Genomic DNA, 24,357 nt, shown 5'->3' on the forward strand with positions numbered 1-24,357 from the left:
TGCTAAGTACAATTGAGAAGTCTTTTTGGTGGCCACCGAAAGATAGATCAAAGATCGATAAGGGGTGATAGGAAATGAAAAAAGTTATACTGTTGGGTATGCTTGCGCTGCTCGTTGTCGGGGTAATAGGCATTGCACAAACTAATATCCCAATCTTTACATGGAATACAACCCAGAATTCTTGGGTACAGGTTACTAACACCGTATTCGCATCTGCAACCGGAGAAAATACCTGGTCGACCGGCGGACTTGCGACATCTGTTCAGGTTCCAAACGTAGGTTACTTCATCGTACTTCCAGCAACTCCGACATGGTTCGAACTTCCAAGGATAAACTGGACACTCAACGTCAGCCAGTGGATATACATAAGCATTCAATATCTTAATTACATCATGCATGTTGATATACCGGGAGATTACACCCTCGACAGTTTCACAATTCATGTAATGACAAACGGTGGAGTTTTTGCCTACTTCCGGACGGGAGGAAATCTCAGCGGTGGACCTTCTGGGGCCGGATCTATTCCGACATGGCTTGGATACAAAGTTGATGACGCAAGTGTGCCAGGAGTTGGGCTTCCGGCAAATGGTGCAAACAACAGTTTCTGGTATGATATGGCATACATAAATGCGAATTACGGATCCCCAGCGCAAAAGATAACACTTTATGGTCCCAACTATTGGGAACATACATTCTACGGATGGCTTGGCTTCAGGGTAAATTACCAACAGCCAAAAGGTCAATATTCGACATATCTTGACATATTCATTCAATCCGATCCATAACATCTAAGTCTTTTCGAGGCCCCTTCGGGGGCCTCTTTGAAAAGAGGATGGAGGATATGAGAAAAGAGATTTTGACAATTTTAATCCTTACGATTTTGGCGTCCGTTGTTATTTCTCAGAGTATATCGATATACAGACGGACAAACAACACATGAATCGAAGAGACAAATTCAAACATAGCATAAGCTCAGGGCTATAACCCATGGAATACAAATTGATACATAACCTTGGATAATTCATATATTTTGCCAAAGATATATCTAAGCACCGAAATAGTTCAATGGATCTTCGTCTCAATTCAATATCTTAACTATTACATCCATGCCAGCATGCCGGGGGATTACACGACGGGATTGACCATAATATCGGTAATCAATCTCAGAAAATAACGAATGGCAAATAGAGTTTTAAAGAAAGGAAAGGGGTGAGAGAAGGATGAAAAAGTTATCGATATTTGCAATCTTAACCTGCCTTGCGATAAGCGCTTTTTCTGTTACCTACAATCTTGGACTGAGTCCTCTTAAGACAGAAGTCGAGATGTACCCCGGAGACATTCAGACCTTTGAATTAAATCTTGTCAATGGCACACTTGCAGATGTGAATTATCAACTTGAGATCGGCGCATTCATGCTTGACAAAAATGGTGCCTATATATATCTTACGAAAGATTCTACTTACACTTTCTCCTGCGCAAAATGGATAAAATTTCCCAACAACGAAACTAACGTTAACGTTCGCGCATTGCAAACGTCCAAAATTCAGGTTAGCATTGAAGTCCCGCGATCTGTAAGATATGGCGGTGATTATTACGCCATGATATGGGCAAATTTCATACCAAAGGAGAACACGCCCACATCTTCAAATGCGACGGGTACCGGAATTTCGATAGAAAGACGCTTTAGGTTCGGAAGCATAGTCCACGTTACGGTCAAAGGAAGGCCTGCGAATTCAAAATTGACGTTAGACAAGATAGAAATCGTGAATTTGGATGTAATGGCAACTTCAACGCAAAGAGGCTTAAGAAAAAGAGGCTTAAGAATAAGTGCGATCGTCAAAAATTCTGGCGATACCTCATTTAGACCGACGGGCGATTATCTTATCATTTCTTCCGACAACAAAGTCTGGGGCAGAGGAGATCTTATGATGGATCGTACAGATCTTGTCATGCCTCAAATAGAAAGAGAGATGTACGCGCTTTACGATAGGTCTTTGCCGGCCGGCGAGTACACGGTCAAGATAAATTTAAAATCTGGAGAAAGATTCTTAAATCATAAAGAGGAAACCTTTTCTATAGTAGAGTCTACATCTTCATCTAAACCTTTAGACGTCAATGTTTTGCTCTCACCTTCTGAAATAACGGGCGATGTTAAGGCAGGCAGAAATCAAATGGGAAAGTTCGAACTTTCAAACAGGGAATTTTCGACGATATCAGCCACGATCGACGCGGTTACGCTTTCTATGGACGAAAATGGCTACTGGATCTTTGGATCTCGAATCGATGACGTTAAATTGTATCCCGATAACTTTACCCTAAGAGAGGATCAAAAAAGAGTCATTCCTTTCTCATACAAAGTGTCGCAAGACGCGACAGGTCTTTACGCGTTCGCCTTAAGAATAAAAACATCGGCCGAAAATTCTTCAAACCTTTCTACCTTTTATATTCCCGTTATGATGAGAATAATCGGAACGACACGATACGGCTTTGAAATAACGAATGTGGAAAAGATAATGCCTTCAACGCCAACGGACAAAGCATTTTTGAGAGTGTGGATAAAAAATACCGGAAATACCTTCACCAATTTCAACATAATTTACGACATCGTAGATCCGCAGATGAATTATCTGACACTTCAGGCACAGTATCTTTCGGAATCTGGATTTTCGATCTTCCCATCTATCGAGAGATATGTCGATATTCCCATAGGAAATTACAAAATATCCAAAGCCGGCGAATACCGTATTCCGATGATGATAACTTACAAAGGTGACAAGAATTCAAATCAGCAGATAAAGACCGAGATCACATTTGAGATAACCCAGGACGATCTTGTCAGGATGGGAAGTGTTCAATCATGAAAAAGATTATCATTTTGTCTATTTTTTTGATAATTTCAATTTCCATTTTTGGAAAACTTATAAATGAATCCTTTTTTGAAATGGATCTCAGACAGGCGCTAAGCCAGATCTCTTACGATACGGGCGAGACCATAATAGCAGATGATTCCGTTGGAGGGTACGTGACAATAGATCTAAAAAATGTAACCATCGATCAGGCGCTCAACCTTTTGCTTTTGGCCGGGGGATATTCGTGGACAAAGATAAATGGAGTATATTTTGTTTCTTTGGCGACCCCATCGAGCGATAAATTCATGTACTTTTCAACGACAACAAAGTACAAAAGCCTAAATTATAAAGCATCCGATATAGTGTCTCTGCTTCCTGCCTACATGAGAAAGTACGTAAACACATCGGGCGATCCTTATGTCCTGACGGTAACCGCTCCAAAGGATATGTCGGATAAGATAATTTCTTTGATAAAGACTTTAGATCTTCCGAAAAGGGAAGTGGAACTTGAGATAACCGTTGTCGAAACTGACGAGAATACATTTAGAAAATGGGAAAGAAACTGGGTATATAACTCAACATCAACGGGTACGGCAAGTTACTTTTCGATATCCAACGAATGGTTCACAACAAACATTTTAACTCCTCTCGGACTTTTCTCTGGTAGTTTCAATCTAAACAAGTCAAGTGAAGATCTCAAACTTCTTTCTCAATCAAATGTAAAGGCTATAAACGGAATGCAGTCCAAGATCTTTTCCAAAACGATAAGATCTTACCAGTACGTGCTTAACGGGAATACTTATTACAAAGAGATCCCGATAGGAATCGAGACGACTATTACACCAACCATAATGGGCGACAAAGTCGTACTTGATGTTTTGGAAGCGCTTTATTCGTCTGAAGATGTAGGTCAGGATATTCCCACCGCCGTTCAGCAGGGCATTCAAACGTCCATAGCGATCCCCGTCGGAGGAAGAATATCCGTTGCGGCGATGAGTTTTACATCTCTTTCGTCCGTTGAATCGAAGATACCCGTGCTTGGAGACATACCGATAATCGGAAAATTTTTTACCCAGTTGGATTACAAAGATGTTCTCAAGCGTGTGATCCTCTTTGTCTCGGTAAAGGCAGGTGAGTAAGATGAAAAGATTGACATATTTAGCGATAATTCTCATCTCGACAATTGCCTTTGGAATTGATTTTTCCTTTTCAGGTGCCGATCTAAGAAATGCGATAAATGACATAGCGAGAACTTACAACATTCAGGTCATACTTGCAGATGATGTGACGGGCACCGTCGATATGACCTTTCAATCTTCAAACTTTGAAGATGCCTTGCAGAAAGTGCTCATGTCTACCAATTACGCCTTTGCAAAGGTTGGAAATGTATATCTTGTCGGAAGCATGAATTCGCCCGACAAGGTTCGCGCAACGATTTACAAACCATCCATGATCTTTCTGAAATACGTTAGTGCCAAGGTTACCTATGACCTTTTGGGAGTACTTTCGAAATACGTACTTTACTCGCCCAATTCGAATATTTTACTCGTAGATGCGGATGATCAGACAAAGAATGAAATAGCAAGTATGATTTCTCAGATAGATCTTCCGAATGAAAATAGATTTTTCTATTACGAAATCCATGAGATGAATTCAGACGAATATCAAAGATTCAGACAGATAGAACAGATAAACAAGTCGGGAATTTTAACATTTTCCGGCACTTCCTTTGAGATTTTCAGGGAGATAATGAAGATAAATGGTAAGAGCGATATATTCGGCAATATCACAATTCAAACAATCGGAGAAGGGACTGTGAATTTGGCAGATCCGAAATTTGCGATGAAAGTTAAATCGAACCAGAACACGGTAAATGTCTCTTTAATAACAAGCACTAATGCGATCCAGATCCCTTTGAGCGATCAGAACAGCCGTGCGGTGGCAAGTGCCCAGAGTGGAGGAAAGAATTTCCTTGTTTTCATAGGCTTTGCCGACAACATAAAGTCTGATTTTGCACTTGAAAGTCAAAAAGCACAAAACAAACTTGGGTTGAATCTCTTTTACGATCAGACTAATTCCAAAATACTCAGCAGCGTAAGTTATGGATCGACAGAACTTTCTATAATTGGAGAGATTTACAACTTCCGTACTTCTCAGGGAACGACTGGAATCTTTGTCGGAGTTGAGGGTAATCTTATAGATCAGATGTACGGTAAAATCGTTTTAGGCCTTGAAAATATGACTCCAATGGTGAAATTCGGAATCAAAGATACAACATCGATCGGATTTTTAATGCTAAGGGGAGAACTTTGGAACGAGATGACTTTAAATGGGATAAATCCGTTTAAAGTTTCTGCGGGTGTGGGAATGGATCTTTGGAATATAGAGGTGTTCGGTGGGATAAGGGGGGAATTACAAACTGCCGGACCTTACATAGAGATAGGCCTGAACTACGAATGGATTCGGGCAAAAATTTTGTGGGCAAATGGTTATACCTTTGGAGGAGGCATAACCATGAGTTGGTGAGAAGTTCGTCTTTCTCTACCCCCACTGTGGCCGTGAAAACGGCCACTTTTTTCGACCACTTCACTTTTGAAAAAAATTGTTATATACTCTAAATCGATATTGACATTTGAATTCTTATTTTGTGGGAGGATTGCGTATAGAAAAAAATTCTCAGTCTAAATTTTTACCTTTACTTTTGCTTTCATTGCTCGTTGTGGTGTGGGGAACCACCTTTCCAATAGAAAAGATAATGCTTGAGACACTTTCTCCTTTTTCTTTAAACCTCTTCAGATTTTTGATCGCCGATGCGGTAATGCTTATCATCTTTTTTCCATCCATAAAGCGCGATTTTCTTTCGGTGTGGCAATCTGGCCTTTTACTCGGCATTACGATGGGGGCTGGCTTTGTGTTTCAGACATGGGGCCTTGTCTATACAACGCCTGCCAAAAGTGGATTTATAACCTCGATGTACGTTGTATTTGCTCCAATTCTGTCATTCATATTCGAAAAGACAAAGGTGAGTGTGCACACAATCCTCGCCCTAATAATCGCGACTTCGGGAATATATTTGACAGAACTTTCCGGAAGAATTTTTGAGATGAATTTCGGAGATTTTTTAACCTTTCTGTGTGCGGTAGCCTTTGCCTTTCAGGTACTTTTGATGACTGTTCTTACGAAAAAGCATGAGGGCAAAGAGATAACCCTGACATTTTACCAGTTTTTAGTGATAACTGTATTCAACCTTCCCTTTTACATTTTTTCAGGTCACAACGATAATTGGAATCTTCCCGATGTGATCTTTATTCTCTATATGGCAATAGTTGCAAGCATAATTGGAATAATAATTCAGGCAAAGTATCAAAAACGCATAGGCACGGTTTCCTCTTCGTTTATTTATGCCGGAGAGCCCGTTATGGCGACTGTATTTTCTGTCTTAATACTGAAATCAACTTTTTCTCAAACCGAGATCATTGGCTTTGCGATGATAACCTTTGCCGCGATATGGGCCCAGTTGTTCAATTTCTCCAGTTCAAGAAAGGAACTGTGAAATTATTCTCCACGCCTCTCCTTCCATGACAAAAATTGGCTCTTTGGAGTATCTGTAATCGTTTTTCCTTATGAATTCTTTTAAGGCATTTATAACTCTTTCCATCTTTGATATCTGAACTCTTTTGAAATTGGTATTTCTGTTTAACAATTCATTTGTGTGCGTGAGGCATACCATCGAGATCGAGTTCTCGTATCTTTTAAGTCTTTCTTCATTTGAGATGTACTGTGCAAAAAGGTCCAGATATCTTCTTTCTGCGCCTCTTTCTACCGCACACATCTGACAATTCTTCCCAAAATTTATCGATTCTCCATCCAAAGCGTGTATTATTTCATCTGATATCGTCCCGTAAAGTACCGAGACGCCGAGTATGCCGAGTTCTGGATGGGCTCTCAGATGATCTTCGACCATTTTAAGATGCTTCGGACAAAATCCGGGTCCGGATGAAAATTTTTTTCTCTCCGATGGATCGTTGACATTTTCGTAAAATAATGCATCTATGTTATCGTCCACACTCTCGACTGTTAATTTGCATATTGGACATCCTACCTTATCGAGAAGTTCGTCTATCTTTCCAATCAGATATCCGGACTCTATTTCTTTTTTCATACTTCACCTCACTATAATTAAATTTTAAGCGCATGGCAGAATGCCGGCAAGACGACTTCGAAAATGGGCACTGGATCTTTACAAGAAGATATTTTCAGAGACTGTGGTTAATTAAAAAGTCCGGCATATAGCCGGACTTTGATTCAATCTTGGATCAATTTTTGGAATGTGAATGTTGCCGCTAAAGATGTTACGATCGCAAAACCCGCGAGTATGGCAACGTCAAACCATATGAAATTCCATCCCACGTTCAAAGTTATGACATTTCTTAGCGCATCTGCCGCATAGGTTAACGGGAAGATGTAGGCTATGTACTGCATGAATTTTGGCATTTGCTGGATCGGGAAAAAGACGCCCGAGAAGAACATCATCGGGAAGGTTATGGTCGTCATCGTTATCATCGCCGTTTCCTGCTCTTTCATCGCCGCAGTTACCATGACACCAACTCCGATAAAACTGAACGTTCCCAAAAGCAACAAAAAGATGGTCCAAAGTAGAGAGGTGGCCGAAAATTGCACTCCAAAAAATAGCCATGAAATGACGAGAATTATCATCGCGGTGACAAATCCCCTTATTGTCTGGGCGAGTATTTTACCGACAACTATGCTCCCACGGCTTATAGGCGTGACCATAACACCGTCCATTGTTCCAAGTTCCCTCTCGCGTGTTATTGCAGAAGCAAGGCCGGTCATTACACTCATTATCGCTATCATGGCCATTAAACCCGGGACTGTGAAATCGTAATAGTTAAAATTAGTTCCATCGGCGTTTATCAAATTTGACTGAACTATATTCTGCTTTATATTTTGTGAGCCTGCCTGTCCAAACATATCGGAAAGCATTTGAGCCATCATTATTCCTGCCTGAGGATTCGCAGGACTTGGTATTACATCCATTGTGACAGGTCTGTTCAAGGCTATTGAAAGAGAGAAATCTTTTGGAATTATTGCCCCGACCATTATCTTACCGCTCGCAAGGGCATCTATGAGATCCTGCTTCGAGTTGTAAAAGATCATTTTGTTCGTCTGAGATGCGGGAAGAGATTTTTCAACCTTTGAGTTGAAGATGAGATCCTGAGAATATATCCCTATATTTCCAGAATAGGATCCTCCCGTTTTTGGGAAGATAAAGCCCAACATTAACATCATTATGATTGGCATTAAAATCGAAAATACAACTCTTGTGCGTCCCCTTAAAAAGACCTTTAGGTCTTTCCATGCTATGTCCCATATTCGCATATTGTCACTCCTTTACAGTTTCCATTTCGGTGTCTAATTTTCCTTCAGATATCTCGACGTAAATATCTTCCAAAGAAGGTTCGAGAGATTTAAAACTTCTGACTTTTATGTTCATTTTTGTAAGATAATTCATGAATTGATTGAGATCCTCAACCTCTACCTTTGCGTAGCCGTCTTCCTGCTCGAGAATCTTTATCTTCGGATCGTTAAAAGACAAAGTTTTGTCCGTTTCTATCTCGACGATCTCGGCCTTTTTGAAATGTTTCCTTATCTCATTCAAAGTGCCCATGGCAACGATCTTTCCCTTTCTCATTATTGCCACCTTGTCAACGTTCATCAATTCAACGTCGTGAAGTACATGGGTCGTATAAACTATGGTCCTTCCCTCTTCTCTCAGTTGAACTATGAAATCCCTTATGTGTTTTGTCGAGACCGGATCGAGACCGAGCGTTGGTTCATCGAGAAAGATTATCTTTGGATCCGGAACAAGTGCCCTTGCAAGGTTTATCTTTTGCTTCATACCCGTGCTCATCTTTGATATGAGCATATCTTTAAAGTCCCATATATCGAAAAGTTTCAAGAACTTCTCAGCCCTATCGTATATCTCTGAATCTTTCATGCCGTATAACCTTCCAAAAAATTTTATATTTTCCATTGCCGTCAGATCGTTGTAAAGAATTACCTTTTCGGCGACAAGACCTATATTTTTTCTTACCTCTGTTGGATTTTTCACGACATTGTATCCAGCGACTTCAACGTATCCGCTCGTTGGCACAGCCAAATTCGTCAAAATTCTTATAGTCGTACTCTTTCCCGCTCCATTTTGTCCGAGAAGGGCAAACAACTGACCATAACCAACCTCAAAAGAGATATCGTCAACGGCTTTAACATCTTTGAAATATTTCTTAAGATTTTTTACAACTATTGCTTTATCTTCCATCTTCAAACCTCCTTAGAATCTCTTCCGATTCAATTATCAATTTCAAACTTTCTTTGAGAGAAAAATTTGAATTGAAATTTTTACTCGAAATATCGTAAAGTACGTAAAGCAAATTCTTCACGACTTTTTTCATTTCTTCGGGCATCGCAGGGTTTTTTTCACCAACAACGATACCAATCTTTTTCATCATCATCTTAAGTGTGTCTGTATTTTCTCTCAACTGATTCACGAACTTTAGACCCTCTTCTGTGAGTTTGTATATCTTCTTCCTTCCCTCTATTTTCTGATCTATTAAGCCTTTATCTAACAGATCACTCAATTGTGGATAGACAGTTCCTGCAGATGCCGGAACGCCTTTTGACTTTGCGTATTTTAGAAAATCATATCCCGTTATCTCTTTTTTTTCAGACAAAAAATTCAAAAGCATCATCTTCAACATAGGATAAGAAGTCTTCAAAATCTTACCTCCATTTTATATCTAAACAGATATATCTAAATAGATTATATGCCCTTCGATTTAAAATTTTAAGAATTATTCTTTAACACTCCTTTAAGTCTTGTCTCGTGTTATATTGCCTTCTATTTATTCACGTCTACGCATGTGCGTAAAGCCGTTGGAACACAATGTGAGGGCAGGATGACTTGGCCGGTGAATAGTGACGAGTGAAATAAAGGATGAAAGAAAAGTAAAAGACTTTGTTGATTACGGATCGCGCTTTACGCGTCACGAATTTCTCTAATCTCTCTTTTTTCTAAGTGCCATCCGCCACATGCTACGATTTCGGCACCTGAATCGATACGGTAAAAATGGTTCAGTATATGTGATATAATCTTAAAGAGATGGTTAAATTGAGGTTGTTTGTCTTTGTTATATTTCTTGCAGGGAGTGCTGTAATGGTCTTTTCTTCTTCATGGGCACTTGTTCTAACGGGCGGAGGGGCGCGTGGAGCCTACGAAGCAGGCGCTCTTAAGGCTATTGTTCAGTTGAACTTAGATGTAAAGGGTGTCTATGGCACGTCTGTGGGCGCTTTGAACGGCGTCTTTTACTGTCAGGGAGAGACTGAAAAACTTTACAAAATGTGGCAAGACCTTTCTTATTCCGACGTCATGTCTGTCAAATCAACCTCTACCTCTCCCATATACTTAAGAGTTGCCCGTGAACTTTTGACATTTCATCTTATCGATATAAAGCCTTTGCGTGAGATGGTCGAGGAAAATATCGATGAAGAAAAGATAAGAAAGAGCGGTATAGACTTTGGACTTGTAACTTACGATCTTTCAAAATTTTCACCGATGGAACTTTACATCTCCCAAATTCCCGAGGGACAACTTGCCGACTACGTACTTGCCAGTGCGAATTATCCGGTCTTTCAAAGGCAAAAGATAAATGGCCAGATCTACATAGATGGAGGCGTTTACAACAATGCGCCCGTTGACATGGCCCTCAAAAAAGGATTCAAAAAGATACTTCTTATCAACGTTTCAGATATACCAATAACTATCCCACCCATACCACCGGATGTTGAACTAAAGGTTATAGATCCTTCGGGTGCGCTCGGAACGGCTCTCGATTTCAACCCTTCAGACGAGCAAAGATGGGAGATGATGGGTTATTTAGACACACTTAAGGCCTTTGGCAAATTCGTTGGAGACAGATATTACATATATCCTCCGAAATCTCCTATAATTTTGGATGCCCTGCTTTCTATGAATGCGAAGGAACTTTCGAAGGTGGCAGACATACTCGGTGTTGATATAAACGGATATTCCCGCGATTTCGCAGTCTATACCGTCATTCTTTCGAAGATATATCAAACGGTTAAGGCCACTTCTTTCGATACTTTGAATATAAAGTTGTTAGAAATGGCTGCAAACACTCTCGGAATAGAAAGGCTCGTTCCTTACACCCAGCATGAATTGGTGAAAGCGATTGCCGATAACGATCAAAAGATCAAAACGGGCTTTCTTTTCTTTCAAAATAATGAGAATACGATAGTGGAGTTTGTAAGAGAGATTTGCAAGTACATCGTGTCAACGAATATGAAATGTTAAAGGAGAGCGATGCGGATGAAAATATACATGGGTTCCATCCTCTCGTCTACTGAGTTCACCAAATTCGATCTGGGTATAACCTTTGGTACCGAGGTTTCCTCTTTTGGAAAATGGATTCGATCGACAGATGGCGGGATCCTTTTTGAAGATTCGGGATTTGGAATTTACCAGAGAAAGTGGAGAATACCAATAACCCTCGATGAGATCGTGTTTCAGACTGATTTAAGAATCGCAACCCTTTACAATGAAGAATTGAGAATGCGAGATTTGCTTTTGAAAATCCCGAGCCTTAAGATAGATCTTGTGGTTGGATATTTGAGAAATCAAAATTACAATCCTTACGAGTTGATAGCAAGCGGATGGGGATGCGCTCAAACTACTGGAATTCCAACGATTCTCGTGAATGTGGCCGGAGAAAATGTTAATTACTCTTTCTTTACGAAGATGAATGAATTCAACGATGGCATGATAGTACTTTCGGACAGATACACGATGATAAACTTCCAATTTGAAAAGAAAGAGTATACCCAAAACAACAAAGAGGCTCAAGAGAAATGAAATTTTTCAATCTTCTCAATTTTTTCTTCAAAAGAAAGGTGAATTCATTCGTGGATAATCAGTCTTTTCAGGATACCGCCTCCGATTATTTCGGGGTGATCCAATTTCAGCACCAAAACTTTAAAAGTTGGAAGGAATTTCATGCGAAGATACTTTCAAATGTCAAAAGCGCAAAAGGGCAAGGAGCGAAGTTCATTCTCTTCCCAGCCGGCATGAATATAGAACTTTACACGAGCGATGAAGGTACGCTCTCCGATGGTCAAATATCGAAGGCGGCCGATGAAGTTTTAAAGATCTTTTGTGCCGTTGCATCTTCTGAGAATGTTTACATAGCATACGCCGATCTTGTAAGGGGACAAAGAGTCTTTCACATGATAGGAAATACCGGTAAGGAGATGAAGGGAAAGATCTTCGAAATTTACGGATCGATTGTATCTTTCATGGATGAGGATATTCCAGATGACGTGAAAGTCGTTCTTAACCCTTTACTTCTCAAAAAATGGACGGGAGATTATGAATCATTTGGCCATGCATGGCTTTTTTCACAGCAGAAGTACGTTTATTCTCTCGAAAGTTATATCGTTGGAGATCATTTCATAGGCCAGAGCGGGATTTATTCGCCCATTGAAGCGACCGAGTCGATGAGCGGTATAATAAAACAGGCGCAAAGCAAAATTTTAGAAGAGATTCTTGTCTCCCATCTTGACTTTAACCTTATAGATGAGATAAGAATGAAGAAAGATTTGAAATCCTATGCGAGATTGCTGAACAAATAAACGGAGGTGTTTTTGGATGAAGAAAAGATTTTCTTACGAAAAACTACCCGAAGAGGAAATAAAAAGACTCAAAGAACTTGGAAGGCGCTGCAGGGGCGATATCATAAAGATGACGACTGTCGCCGATTCTGGCCACCCGGGAGGTTCGATGAGTTCGATAGACATATACCTTACTGTCTTTTCGAATGCGAATATAGATCCTAAGGATCCATGGAATTCATCGAGGGACAGAATAATCGTAAGTCATGGCCACACATCGCCAGGTGTTTACGCGACGCTTGGAGAACTCGGATTTTTCAAAGTAGAAGATGCGATAGCGGGCTTTAGATATTACGATTCTCCATTTGAGGGACACATAACGCGCGGTATACCAGGCGTTGAATGGACGACGGGAAATCTCGGTCAGGGATTGAGCGCGGCATGTGGAATGGCACTTGCGGCAAAGATTCAGGGGCTCGATTACCATGTTTTCGCCTTGATGAGCGATGCCGAACAGGCAAAGGGACAGGTTGCAGAGGCAAGAAGGTTCGCCAAAAAATTCGGCCTTTCGAATGTAACTGTCGTCATAGATTACAATGATGCCCAAATAAGCGGCCATGCAAGAAATGTAATGTTCGTTGATATAAAGGCAGGTTATGAGTCTGACGGATGGAGGACGATAGAGGTAGACGGCCACGACTACGTCCAACTTTACGATGCGATAAAGTACGCGATAGAGAATCAGGATAAACCCACGGCCATAATAGCAAGAACGATTATGGGTAAGGGCGTTTCGTTCATGGAGGATGATGTCGCCTACCACGGCAAGGCCCTTTCTTTGGAAGAGGCAGATAAGGCCTTAAAAGAACTTGGCATTGAAAATGACATACAAAAGTATTTGGAGAGACGAAAGAGTTTCTCGATGCCGCACTTTGAAATAAAGCCATACGAGGTAAGGGTAGAGGTCGGGAAAGCCCGTTTTTACAAAGCAGATCAGCAAGTTGCGAATCGTGATGCCTTTGGCCATGCGCTTGCGGACATAGCGGTCGAAAATGCAAAATCAAATGGGACGCCAATTGCCGTCATAGATTGCGATCTTAAGCCTTCCACAAAGACAGATCTATTCGAGAGAGTAAGTCCGGATCTTTTCTTTCAGGCAGGAGTTCAGGAACATAACGCCGCGACAGTTGCCGGGGCACTTTCGAGCCAAGGAGTTGTCACGTTCTTTGCCGATTTTGGAGTCTTTGGAATAGATGAGACGTACAATCAGCAAAGGCTAAACGATATAAACCACACCAATTTAAAACTCGTTGTTACCCACGTGGGAACCGATGTAGGCGAAGACGGAAAGACCCATCATTGTATCGATTACATAGGGGCACTCAGAAATATATACAATTTCAAACTCATAGTTCCCCAGGATGGGAATCAAACAGACAGGGCCGTCAGATTTATGGCCAGATCATGGGGAAATTACGCGCTTGCGGTGGGGAGGTCAAAAATTCCAGTCATAACAAAAGAGGATGGCAATGTATTCTTCGATGAGAATTACAAATTCGTCTACGGTGAGTGCGATCTTTTCAGAAAAGGAGAAAAAGTTACGATCTTCTCGACGGGTCAGACCTCTCACATAGCAGTGAAGGCCGCAGACGAACTTTTGAAGGAAGGCATAAAGGTTACAGTCATAGGAGTTCCAACTCCGTTTGAACTGCCAAAATGGATAGGAGAGTACATCTCTTCGAAATACGTCATAACATTTGAAGACCACAACGCAAATACCGGATTGGGAAGCATTATACCTCAATTCGCAGTTGAGAATGGAGTCTATCCAAAGAAGTTCGTAAAGTTAGGTCTTTTAGACTACACGAGATCTGGTGCTGTCAAGGATCTTTACAGAATAGAAGGTCTTGATGCCGAATCTCTTAAGAAAAAGGTGAGGGAGATAGTAAAGTGAAAATTTTGCTTCACATCTGCTGCGCGCCGGACGCGACAACGGCTTACAAAAGGCTTTCCGAATCAAATGAAGTTGTGGGATATTTTTTCAATCCCAACGTTCAACCCGAGGAAGAATACCTAAGGCGGCGCGCCGCCCTTGAAAAACTCGCCAAGATATGGAATTTCGATGTTATATATCCCGAATATGATCCTCAAAGATGGTTTAAAAGCGTCAAAGGTCTTGAAGATCTTCCGGAAGGATCTAAAAGATGTCAGGCATGTATCGCGATGAGGTTAAGACAGAGCGCTATCTTTGCGAAGGAGAATGGTTTTGATGCCTTTGCGACATCTCTTACCACAAGTCCCCATAAGGACGTGAAATTCATAAATGAGATCGGAATTAAACTTTCACAAAAGGTAGGGATTGGGTATATTCCGAGTGTTTTCAGAAAACAAAATGGTTTTTTAGAAAGCGTCAATTACTGCAAAGAACTCGGGATTTACAGGCAAAATTACTGTGGATGCGTTTTTAGCCTTCCGAAGGTTTTGATATAAGATGGAGATCTGGAGCGATATAGGCGAGAAGTTGATCGATCTCTTCAACGGGGACGTTGTATGTACGGATCGAGAAGGGGTGCCGAAGTTTTCGACCGTCGAAATTTCAAAAGACCTTTCGGATGCCATTTCTATCGCGTTAAAGACAGGTATAAGAACGAGTATTTTTTACAACCAGCGCCACACACTTGTGGTACCGGTGAATTTCATAAATTTAAAAGGTGCAATAGCGCTTATTGGCTACGAGTTTTCCGAAGAAAGTCTTGAAGTATTCGTCCAACACATACTCGAAGAGATTCTGAAGAATTCCGATGAAGAATTTGAAGAGAGTGTCCCCCAAGAGATAGTCAACGGCTTTAAAGATGTCGTAAGGCCTGTCTTGTGCGCCGTAAGTTCAAACCTTCCCTCTATTCAGTTAAGGGCCGAGATGGCAAGAAGGGGAGGAAAATTCTTAAAGCGCCTTGAATCTGGAGAGGAGTTCTTCATTTTCGATGAAAAAAAGATAAATGATCTTCCAGCAGGTTGTAGGGCCGGTATTTCATTTGATCCATCTCCAGATGTCGCATACAAGCAGGCGATGATGGCCCTTTATTACGGATCGGATCCTTCTGGAATTTCAGTTTATGCGGATATATCGGCCTCCTTTTTGATCTCCGAAATGCTCAAGAAGAAAAAGAATATACTTGAAAAATTGGCAAAGTATCCAGAACTTATAGAAACATTGAAGATCTTTTTCGAAAATGACGCGAGCCCCGTAAAGACTGCGAAGGTTATGAAGATACACAGGAACACGATCCTTAACAGGCTTAACAGGGTAAGAGATATAACATACCTCGATCCAAAAAATTTCAAAGATGGTGTTATACTTTATTTGATTCTTGCCGATTCGGAGGGAAAATACCTTGAGCAATGATAAAATCTTTTTGACACTGCCTTCGAAGTTGTGGTCTGCTTCCATTGTCAGACATGTGGCGCGTGATTTCTTGATTTTGAGCGGGAAGGCAGATTGTGCAATGATAGATGACATAGAGGTTGCGATAGGAGAGGCTATCGCCAACGTTGTGAATCATACTTATCAAAGGGACGAGACGAAGATAATATCCGTATACATGAAGATAGAGGATGGTTTTTTCGAGATAGGCATAAGAGACTTTGGACCGAAAAATGTTATAGATTTCGAAAATTATTCACCGCCTCCTCCGATGAGCGAGAGTGGACGGGGCGTTGGTTTGATAAATTCTCTCGTGGACGAGGTTAAATACGAAGAGACCTGCAGGGGAAACCTTCTTGTTCTCAGGAGGAAGATCGCGTGATTCATGTCGTAGGGGGCGGTCTTGCGGGAAGCGAAGCGGCCTACCAAATAGCGCAGGCGGGGTACGATGTTACAATCCATGAAATGAGGCCTTACGTTATGACTGGAGTCCACCGCACGGATAAAATGGCCGAACTCGTTTGCTCCAACTCTTTGAAATCAGTCGATCTTAAAAATGCCTCGGGCCTTTTGAAAAAAGAACTCAGGGATCTTGGATCATTCGTCTTAGATGTGGCCTACCGCCATGCCATCCCGGGAGGGAAGGCACTTGTAGTTGACAGGGAATCCTTTTCAGACGAGATAACATCGATTCTTAAATCCCACCCAAGAATAAAAATAGTAAGAGAAGAAATAACCAAAATACCCGATAACGATATATGGATAATCGCAACAGGTCCTGCAACCTCAGACAGACTTTATGAATGGATCCTCTCGACATTCGGGGGTGGCGCCTACTTTTTCGATGCCGTCGCTCCGGTAATAGATGCCAATACAATAGACATGTCGAAGATTTTTTTTGGAAATAGATACGATGATGGGAAAGACTACATAAATTGTCCGATGAACAAAGAAGAATACCTTAGATTTCACGAGGCACTCGTTAAGGCAGAGGTCTTGCCGGTAGAGGAATTTGACAAAAAACTGCTTTTTTCAAGGTGTCAGCCCATCGAAGAGATAGCGAAATCCGGAGTCGATGCTATGAGATATGGCCCTTTAAGGCCCGTAGGACTTGGAAATTTTTATGCCGTCGTACAGTTAAGACGTGACAATTACGCCGGCACACTTTTTAACATCGTGGGCTTCCAGACAAGATTGAAATGGCCCGAACAGGATAGAGTCTTTAGAATGATCCCGGGCCTTGAAAATGCTAAAATCGTAAGGTATGGAGTTATGCACGCGAATGTTTACATCGAGCCATACCGTCTGACAGACGAATTCTTCAGGGCAAAAGGAAGGAATATATTTTTTGCCGGACAGATAACTGGCGTTGAAGGGTACGTCGAATCGATAGCGACAGGACTTTACGTCGGAAGAAATGTTGTGAGAATGATCGAGGGACGTGAATTGGAGAAATTTCCGATAAATACGATGATAGGTGCTTTGATAGATTACGTTACAAAAACGCCAAAATTGCAGCCAATGTACGCCAATTTCGGAATATTAAGGAGGAATTCGTGAGAATCAGAAATTTCGTTTTGATAGTGACCGTAATCATAATAACGATTACAGTTTTGGTCGTTGTAATAAGCGGATTTTATTTCGTGAATGGAGAGATAAAATACCAAATACTCGCTGGCGCAAATGATCAACTCAACAAATTCAACGTTTCTGTCGCCAACATATCGAGAACGAATGCCGGCTATGTCTTGGATGGGATCCTTTCCATCTACCACGGATCTGAGATTGAAAAGACCCTCTCTCAGATGAAAAATTCTTCCGGCGCACAGTGGGCCTTTATAACCATTGGAAGCACTAACTACATATACCCTTACGAATCTGGCGCCATCTCTCTCGATGCAAGATCGAGGCCATGGTACATTCTCGCAACCTCCAATCCTCAAAAGGTCGTCATCAACGAATTCTATTCTCCGACTCTGAAGGCCTCAGTTGTTACCTTTGCGGTAGCCTTTAATGGGAATACCGAATACGTTGGAGGTCTTATATTCACAGAAAAGCAATTTTTCGATATGCTTTCTGCAAGAGCCGGCAATCCATTTTTGATAATGAGAAATGGAAAGGTAATATATCCTTCGAATGTTTCGATAAATCACAATGGTGTGATCATCAACGGAATAAATTACAAAATAGTAAACTTTAACTACAACGATACTATGTCGATCTACGATATGTTCTCTTCGATGCCATACACTCTCGGAATACTCGTTCCATCATCGAGCATAGTTTCAAACCTTTGGTGGACGATCTTTTACCTTGTGCTGATAACCATTCTTATCGGGGTTGGCGAGATCATATTGATGATCTTGGTATCGAGAAGGATAACACGATCCGTTGAGATGCTTTCCAGTGTCTCTTCCCGATTTGATCCTCACAAAGGGGAGATAGAGATCGACGAGAAGACAAAGGAAAAGATATACAGGTTCAAAGAGACAAAGGAAGTCTTTGATAAGATGTATCAGTTGTTCCAGGAGATAATTGCCCAGATACAGGAATTGAGGGCGACAAATGAGGAATTAGAAAGTTCTTACGAGGAGATAGAACAACTTTCGAATAACCTTTCAAAAGAAAGTCAAGAACTCAAAGAACTCTTCGAGGTATCAAATCTCATTTCCCTTTCAACGGACAACAAATCTTCAAAGAAGATCCTTCTCGACAGACTTATGAAGATTTACGGATGTGCCGGTATAGCCATCGTCGATCTTAACAAGAGGGAGGGTAATTTTACCGATGTCATAGGAGAAAGATTCAATCCCGTCGATCTTTCAAGAGTGGGAAAAGAATTGTTAAATGGACATATAGTTGAGGCAAGCGATCCGCCTTACCAGATCATGGTTGTTCCGATAATGTTCGAGTCAAAATTGTTGGCCGTTCTCGAGATGGCCTTCCTCGATCGTGTGCCGGAGGTCGAGAGAGAATCTTTAACGAGATTTATGGTTGGCTTTGCGGCATCTTTGAATTCTCAAAGGCTTATTTCCGAAATTCAAAATGCTTACATATATCTTGCGACAAAATTCGCCGAAATCTCCGAAGTTTACGATTACGAGACCGGATCGCACATTCACAGAGTTGGAGAATATTCGGCATTCATAGCATCTAAATTGATGATGGGAGATGAATTCGTCTCGAATATACGCATCTATTCGATGATTCATGACATAGGAAAATTGAAGGTACCGAGAGAAATTCTAATGAAAAACGGGCCTCTTACGAAAGAAGAGTTCGAAGAGATGAAAAAACACACGATATACGGAGAGCAATTGTTGGGCGAGGCACCATTTTTGGAAATGGCAAGACATATAGCAAGATACCATCACGAAAAGTACGACGGAAGTGGTTACCCCGATGGTCTAAAGGGCGAGGAGATACCAATAGAGGGCAGAATTATGGCGATCGCGGATGTTTACGATGCCTTAAGATCGCCAAGAAGATACAAACGTTCCTTTAGCCATGAGGAGGCTGTAAAGATAATCCTTGAAGGAGATGGAAGAACGAACCCGGATCATTTCGATCCTAAAATTCTCGAGATATTTAGAAAGTACAACCTTGAATTCAAAAGAATATACGAATCTCTCTTAGACGAGGAGGAGAAAAATGGATGAGATCCCTGATGAAGTGAGGTCGAAAATCGAGAAGTTGCGAAAAGAAATAGAGTATCACAATTACAGGTATTACACTCTCAACGATCCCATCATAACGGATTACGAGTACGATATGCTTGTCAAAGAATTGCAAAGTTTAGAAGAGAAATACCCTTCTCTCAAAAGTCCGAACTCTCCAACGCAGAGGATCGGATCGAAGATACTCCAAGGCTTCTCGCCGGTAAGACATCCATCTTTGATGTACAGCCTCGACAACATATATTCTTTTGAAGAATTGAAAGAGTTCGACGAAAGGATAAAAAAACTTTCAGATCACGATGAGATAGAATACGTCTGCGAAATGAAGATAGATGGACTTTCCATAAGGCTAAAGTACGAAAAAGGAGAACTTGTTCTTGCCGCAACGCGCGGGGATGGCGAGGTTGGAGAAGATGTTACCGATAACGCGAGGACTGTAAGGACAATCCCTCTCATTCTCTCCGAGGCTATAGATGTCGAGGTGAGAGGAGAAATATACATGTCCTACACCGAATTCAAAAAATTGAACCTCATAAGACAGCACCAATCCCTTCCTTTATTTGCGAATCCTCGAAATGCGGCGGCTGGTACCCTAAGGCAATTGGACACGACCGAGGTTGCAAAAAGGCATCTCGACTCATTTATATACACGCTTGAGAATCCACGAAAATACGGAGTAAAGACTCAGTGGGAAGCGTTAGAGTTCATGAGAAAGATGGGATTCAAAGTCAACGGTGAATCGAGAATCGCGAAGAATGTCGATGAAATAAAGGAATATTTGGAATGGTGCGAGAAGAGAAGAGAAGAGATAGATTATCCAATAGACGGTGCGGTCATAAAGGTTAATTCCTTCGAAATTCAGGAAAATTTAGGCTTTACCGCCAAAGCACCGCGATGGGCGATAGCGTACAAATTTCAGGCAGAACAGGTAAGAACAAAGATACTCAATGTAACAGTTCAAGTTGGCAGAACCGGCACTCTTACACCGGTTGCCGAACTTCAGCCTGTTCGTCTTGCCGGTACAACGGTTAAAAGAGCCTCCCTTCACAATTTCGATTATGTGAAAGAAAGAGACATAAGAATCGGAGACACGGTGATAATAGAAAAAGCCGGCGAGATAATTCCACAGGTTGTAAAGCCCGTCGTGGAAGAAAGAGTCGGAAATGAAAGACCAGTTGAAATGCCCAAGACATGTCCCGTGTGCGGTGGTCCGGTCGGAAAGTTAGATCCTCAAGATGTTGCCATAAGATGTTTGAACCCTTATTGCCCCGCCAAACTTGAGGCGTGGATAGAGAACTTTGCTTCCCGCAAGGCCATGGACATACACGGCCTCGGGGAGAAATTGATAAAGAAGTTGATAGAGACCGGACGGGTAAAGGATCCATCCGATATATACACGCTTGACAAAGAATTTTTATCAAAACTCGAAAAGATGGGAGAAAAATCGGCCCAGAAACTTATAGATCAAATAGAAAAATCAAAATCGCTTCCATTTTATAGACTCATAATAGCGCTTGGAATTCCAATGGTCGGAGAAACAACCGCAAGGCTTATAGCCAAAAGGTATCATGATTTAGATGCACTTCAGAACGCTAAAAAAGAAGATCTCGTGAAGATAAGCGGAGTCGGGGAGAAGGTCGCAAGATCGATAGAGCAATTCTTCTCTCTGGATAAGACAAAAGAGATGGTTGAAAAACTAAAATCTTACGGCTTTAAGGGATCACTGCCGGAACAGAAGATATTATCAGACAGGCATTTTGTAATAACCGGAACACTTTCAAAGCCGCGCGAGGAGATAAAAAATTGGCTCCTTTCCCTTGGAGCCGAACTTTCCGAAAATGTATCCTCAAAAACGGATTATTTGGTGGTAGGTGAGAATCCGGGATCAAAACTCGACAAAGCGAGAAAATTAGGTGTTAAAGTCATAAGTGAGAAGGAACTTTACGAGATGATCGATCAACTTTCGAAGACGAGTTCATAGGTTATATTGGCGGCCTTCCTTAACATCGCGGAAGCGCTGCAATACTTTGTCTGCGAAAGGTTAACTGCCTTTTCGGCATTCTCTTTTGGTACATTTCCGTAAAAGATATATTTGAGATGAATATCCGTGTAGATTTTGGGATGTTCTTTCGCCTTTGTGTAACTTATCTCTATTTTGAAATCTCTCGGCATTGTCTTCATCTTTTCGAGTATGGAAATAACGTCCATGGCCGTGCATCCGGCAAGGGCTGCCAAAAGCACCTCCATGGGCCTTGCGGCCGAATCCTCTCCTCCAACGTCAGTGTAGGCATCCATGACGACCTCGTGATTTGATTCGGTGTGGGCCGTGAATTTCATCTTTCCGTTCCAATTCAATGTTAGCATATTTCCTCCTTCATGCATTTCCGTTGAAAATCATTCCGCTCGGGATATGAGAGGTTTTATCGTAGGTCTTATCCTGAGATTTGAAAAGGTTCATTATAAGGTCAAATTCTTCAAGCCTGTAAGTTATCATTCTCTGAATTCCCAAATTTATAAGACTTACCTCATTTATAACGTTCGTCATCTTTGCAACGACAATGGCAAGATCGTGCCTTAAAGGCTCGTCGATCACGTTTATTATGGCCGAAATAGTAGGCTCTACTTTGAGATCATTCGTTATCTTGAGAGACAAATTCAACCTTTTTTGTTCGAGATCATCGAGAACTCTAAGTTTATCTCTTTCTTTTTCCAAAACATTTTTCAACCTTTCAACATCGTTCTTTTCTATGGTATCTCTTTTTTCTTTGAGTATATCGGCAAGATCCAAGAATTGATCGTGCTCTTCTTCAAGTATCTTTATAAGTTCTTCAACCATTAAAACTCACCCATCTCATTCATCATCTTTTTGACTATATTCTCGACATTCACGCTGTACTGTCCGGACTGGACAAGGGCCTTTATTTGATCGACCTTTTGTGACCTTTCCTTTTCTATATCGCTGACGCTCGATGCCATCGAAATGAAGGTTTTGAAATCTATCTTAGAATTGCCAACAAAAAGATCTTCATTTGATCTTTCTACCTTTTTAGACCTTTCTCCTTTTGGATCCTTTCCATTTTCCGGCTGGGGTATTCCGGATATCCCATCTATTCTCATCTTACCACCTCCGTACATATTATCGGCAGGATATTGCCAAAAGTCAAGTGCGATATCCTGCCGTAGGGGTAATTATTTTCCAACGTAAGAGTTAAGATCTAAAAGTCCATGACCGCTGAAGTTGAAAACTATGACCTTTTCTTCTCCACTTTTGGCGAACTCTTTTGCGTACCGCGCGACGCCTGCGATGGCATGACTTGTCTCTGGTGCCGGAATTATGCCTTCCGTTATCGCAAAAAGTTTTGCGTATTCAAAAGCCTCATCCTGCGGAATGGCTATTGCCTTCATGTAATTTTCTTTGACAAGACGGCTTATTATAGGGGACGCACCGTGGTATCTCAATCCACCCGCGTAAATTGGAGGTGGAACGAATTCGGAACCGAGCGTGTACATCTTGAGCATCGGGGTAAGATGGGCCGTGTCTCCGTAATCGTATTTGTACTCTCCTTTCGTGAAGGACGGGCATTCAGTTGGCTCGCACGCCACTATTTCGAGGGATTTTTTCTTCATCTTTAAAGGAATAAATGGCAGTGTAAATCCTCCAAAGTTGGATCCGCCACCGAAACATCCTATCAAAACGTCTGGTTCCTCTCCGACAAGTTCGAGTTGCTTTTGCGTTTCCTGACCTATGACTGTCTGGTGCAAAAGCACGTGATCGAGCACGCTTCCAAGGGAATAATGAGTTTTTTCTTTAGAGAGTGCGAATTCTATGGCCTCACTTATTGCCATTCCGAGAGAGCCTGTCGAGTCTGGTTTGATTTCGAGAATTTTCTTTCCGTAATTTGTGAAATCACTTGGACTGGGATGGATCTTTCCGTTAAAAAGGTTTACCATGTATTTTCTTGCCGGTTTCTGTTCAAAACTTATCTTTACCATAAAGACATTCACGTCCAAGTTGAAATAGGCCCCTGCAAAGGCGAGAGCGCTTCCCCACTGACCGGCCCCCGTCTCAGTCGATATCTTCGTTGTCCCTTCAACGAGGTTGTAGTATGCTTGAGCAAGAGCCGTGTTGAGTTTGTGACTACCCGTAGGACTTACAGATTCGTTTTTGTAGTATATGCGGGCCGGGCTCTTTAGAGCCTTCTCAAATCCTATGGCCCTCACAAGCGGGGTAGGCCTGTAAAGCGCGTAAGCCTCTCTTACCTTCTGTGGAATTTCGATGTACCTTTCTTTTGTGCCTTCCTGCATTACGAGAGCCTTTGGAAATAAGACTTCGAGTTTTTGCGGGTCCATTGGTTTCATATTCTGTGGATCGATCGGCGGATCGAGATCGAAAGGCAGATCTGCCTTGACATTGTACCAGTATTTCGGTATGTCCTCTTCTTTTAAATACACAAATCTCCTCATTTCAATTCCTCCCTTCTAAAATGAAAATCGGGGATCTTTTTTCAAGATCCCCGATGCTGAATTATGGCAAAAGGCACCAATCCCTTCAGCACCAGGGACGGTACCACCACCAATTTTCGACTTTGAAATTCAAACCAATCATAAGATCACCTTTGATAAAATATATCATAGATTTTCCAAAAAGTCAATTAAATAATCATCGATCCGGCAAGTACCCATAATGGCTCGTGCCATGTAAATT

The 24,357-nt window shown here is 41.5% G+C and carries 24 protein-coding genes; 16 read left to right on the forward strand and 8 right to left on the reverse strand.

What is annotated here, in order from left to right; all coding sequences use genetic code 11:
* Window positions 1–74 precede the first annotated feature (74 nt).
* The 6 genes from ATHSA_RS04430 (at window position 75) to ATHSA_RS04450 (ending at window position 6,402) form a co-directional block, all read left to right on the forward strand.
* Entirely contained in the window at window positions 75–785 is a 711-nt protein-coding gene (locus ATHSA_RS04430; RefSeq protein ID WP_161847937.1) for a hypothetical protein, read from the forward strand.
* Window positions 786–1,030: 245 nt separating this feature from the next.
* Window positions 1,031–1,174 carry a hypothetical protein gene (locus tag ATHSA_RS10205; protein ID WP_232060133.1) on the forward strand — a complete coding sequence of 48 codons (144 nt, stop codon included), beginning with the start codon at window positions 1,031–1,033 and terminating at the stop codon, window positions 1,172–1,174.
* Window positions 1,175–1,220: 46 nt separating this feature from the next.
* Window positions 1,221–2,861: a COG1361 family protein gene (locus tag ATHSA_RS04435; RefSeq protein ID WP_161847938.1), complete on the forward strand. Its 1,641-nt coding sequence runs from the start codon at window positions 1,221–1,223 to the stop codon at window positions 2,859–2,861.
* Window positions 2,858–3,988: a type II secretion system protein GspD gene (locus ATHSA_RS04440; protein WP_161847939.1), complete on the forward strand. Its 1,131-nt coding sequence runs from the start codon at window positions 2,858–2,860 to the stop codon at window positions 3,986–3,988. The genes ATHSA_RS04435 and ATHSA_RS04440 overlap by 4 nt, the downstream gene beginning before the upstream one ends.
* A gap of 1 nt (window position 3,989) precedes the next feature.
* Entirely contained in the window at window positions 3,990–5,375 is a 1,386-nt protein-coding gene (locus tag ATHSA_RS04445; RefSeq protein ID WP_161847940.1) for a hypothetical protein, read from the forward strand.
* Window positions 5,376–5,481: 106 nt separating this feature from the next.
* Window positions 5,482–6,402: a DMT family transporter gene (locus ATHSA_RS04450; RefSeq protein WP_232060134.1), complete on the forward strand. Its 921-nt coding sequence runs from the start codon at window positions 5,482–5,484 to the stop codon at window positions 6,400–6,402.
* On the opposite strand, the gene ATHSA_RS04455 is transcribed toward ATHSA_RS04450, so the two are convergent.
* The 4 genes from ATHSA_RS04455 to ATHSA_RS04470 all read right to left on the reverse strand — a co-directional run bounded on the left by ATHSA_RS04455 (window position 6,385) and on the right by ATHSA_RS04470 (window position 9,646).
* Entirely contained in the window at window positions 6,385–7,011 is a 627-nt protein-coding gene (locus ATHSA_RS04455; RefSeq protein ID WP_161847942.1) for a DUF6062 family protein, read from the reverse strand. The two genes, ATHSA_RS04450 and ATHSA_RS04455, sit on opposite strands and share 18 nt — an antisense overlap.
* 143 nt (window positions 7,012–7,154) lie before the next feature.
* The gene (locus ATHSA_RS04460; RefSeq protein ID WP_161847943.1) at window positions 7,155–8,249 is read right to left on the reverse strand and encodes an ABC transporter permease; all 1,095 of its coding nucleotides are present in this window, start codon (window positions 8,247–8,249) and stop codon (window positions 7,155–7,157) included.
* Between the two features lie 4 nt (window positions 8,250–8,253).
* Window positions 8,254–9,189: an ABC transporter ATP-binding protein gene (locus ATHSA_RS04465; protein ID WP_161847944.1), complete on the reverse strand. Its 936-nt coding sequence runs from the start codon at window positions 9,187–9,189 to the stop codon at window positions 8,254–8,256.
* Window positions 9,179–9,646, reverse strand: coding sequence for a PadR family transcriptional regulator (locus tag ATHSA_RS04470; RefSeq protein ID WP_161847945.1), 468 nt, complete (start codon window positions 9,644–9,646; stop codon window positions 9,179–9,181). The genes ATHSA_RS04465 and ATHSA_RS04470 overlap by 11 nt, the downstream gene beginning before the upstream one ends.
* A gap of 392 nt (window positions 9,647–10,038) precedes the next feature.
* On the opposite strand from ATHSA_RS04470, the gene ATHSA_RS04475 reads away from it, so the two are divergent.
* Genes ATHSA_RS04475 through ligA form a run of 10 tightly spaced genes read left to right on the forward strand, consistent with a single transcriptional unit; the run spans window position 10,039 to window position 21,633 of the window.
* Window positions 10,039–11,241, forward strand: a complete 1,203-nt coding sequence (locus ATHSA_RS04475; RefSeq protein WP_161847946.1) for a patatin-like phospholipase family protein — start codon at window positions 10,039–10,041, stop codon at window positions 11,239–11,241.
* Between the two features lie 15 nt (window positions 11,242–11,256).
* On the forward strand, window positions 11,257–11,799 hold the full coding sequence (locus ATHSA_RS04480) for a type 1 periplasmic-binding domain-containing protein (RefSeq protein WP_161847947.1): 543 nt from the start codon (window positions 11,257–11,259) through the stop codon (window positions 11,797–11,799).
* Window positions 11,796–12,575 carry a carbon-nitrogen hydrolase family protein gene (locus ATHSA_RS04485; RefSeq protein ID WP_161847948.1) on the forward strand — a complete coding sequence of 260 codons (780 nt, stop codon included), beginning with the start codon at window positions 11,796–11,798 and terminating at the stop codon, window positions 12,573–12,575. Before ATHSA_RS04480 ends, ATHSA_RS04485 begins: the two co-directional genes overlap by 4 nt.
* A 16-nt stretch (window positions 12,576–12,591) precedes the next feature.
* On the forward strand, window positions 12,592–14,508 hold the full coding sequence (locus ATHSA_RS04490) for a transketolase (protein ID WP_161847949.1): 1,917 nt from the start codon (window positions 12,592–12,594) through the stop codon (window positions 14,506–14,508).
* Entirely contained in the window at window positions 14,505–15,044 is a 540-nt protein-coding gene (locus tag ATHSA_RS04495; protein WP_197739235.1) for an epoxyqueuosine reductase QueH, read from the forward strand. Before ATHSA_RS04490 ends, ATHSA_RS04495 begins: the two co-directional genes overlap by 4 nt.
* A gap of 1 nt (window position 15,045) precedes the next feature.
* Complete coding sequence (locus ATHSA_RS04500; protein WP_161847950.1) at window positions 15,046–15,957, forward strand: PucR family transcriptional regulator; 912 nt, start codon at window positions 15,046–15,048, stop codon at window positions 15,955–15,957.
* Complete coding sequence (locus ATHSA_RS04505; protein WP_161847951.1) at window positions 15,947–16,357, forward strand: ATP-binding protein; 411 nt, start codon at window positions 15,947–15,949, stop codon at window positions 16,355–16,357. Before ATHSA_RS04500 ends, ATHSA_RS04505 begins: the two co-directional genes overlap by 11 nt.
* Window positions 16,354–17,535, forward strand: a complete 1,182-nt coding sequence (trmFO, locus tag ATHSA_RS04510; protein ID WP_161847952.1) for a methylenetetrahydrofolate--tRNA-(uracil(54)-C(5))-methyltransferase (FADH(2)-oxidizing) TrmFO — start codon at window positions 16,354–16,356, stop codon at window positions 17,533–17,535. Before ATHSA_RS04505 ends, trmFO begins: the two co-directional genes overlap by 4 nt.
* The gene (locus ATHSA_RS04515) at window positions 17,532–19,634 is read left to right on the forward strand and encodes an HD-GYP domain-containing protein (protein ID WP_161847953.1); all 2,103 of its coding nucleotides are present in this window, start codon (window positions 17,532–17,534) and stop codon (window positions 19,632–19,634) included. The genes trmFO and ATHSA_RS04515 overlap by 4 nt, the downstream gene beginning before the upstream one ends.
* Entirely contained in the window at window positions 19,627–21,633 is a 2,007-nt protein-coding gene (gene ligA / locus ATHSA_RS04520) for an NAD-dependent DNA ligase LigA (RefSeq protein ID WP_161847954.1), read from the forward strand. Before ATHSA_RS04515 ends, ligA begins: the two co-directional genes overlap by 8 nt.
* On the opposite strand, the gene ATHSA_RS04525 is transcribed toward ligA, so the two are convergent.
* The 4 genes from ATHSA_RS04525 to ATHSA_RS04540 form a co-directional block, all read right to left on the reverse strand.
* Window positions 21,609–22,016 carry an OsmC family protein gene (locus ATHSA_RS04525; RefSeq protein ID WP_161847955.1) on the reverse strand — a complete coding sequence of 136 codons (408 nt, stop codon included), beginning with the start codon at window positions 22,014–22,016 and terminating at the stop codon, window positions 21,609–21,611. The genes ligA and ATHSA_RS04525 overlap by 25 nt on opposite strands.
* A gap of 10 nt (window positions 22,017–22,026) precedes the next feature.
* Complete coding sequence (gene flgN, locus ATHSA_RS04530; RefSeq protein WP_161847956.1) at window positions 22,027–22,488, reverse strand: flagellar export chaperone FlgN; 462 nt, start codon at window positions 22,486–22,488, stop codon at window positions 22,027–22,029.
* Window positions 22,488–22,769 (reverse strand): flagellar biosynthesis anti-sigma factor FlgM, encoded by a 282-nt coding sequence (locus ATHSA_RS04535; protein WP_161847957.1) that lies wholly within the window; start codon window positions 22,767–22,769, stop codon window positions 22,488–22,490. Before ATHSA_RS04535 ends, flgN begins: the two co-directional genes overlap by 1 nt.
* Before the next feature lie 72 nt (window positions 22,770–22,841).
* On the reverse strand, window positions 22,842–24,116 hold the full coding sequence (locus ATHSA_RS04540; RefSeq protein ID WP_161847958.1) for a TrpB-like pyridoxal phosphate-dependent enzyme: 1,275 nt from the start codon (window positions 24,114–24,116) through the stop codon (window positions 22,842–22,844).
* Between the last annotated feature and the right edge of the window lie 241 nt (window positions 24,117–24,357).

It is taken from the genome of Athalassotoga saccharophila, from assembly GCF_009936215.1.
Classification (GTDB): domain Bacteria; phylum Thermotogota; class Thermotogae; order Mesoaciditogales; family Mesoaciditogaceae; genus Athalassotoga; species Athalassotoga saccharophila.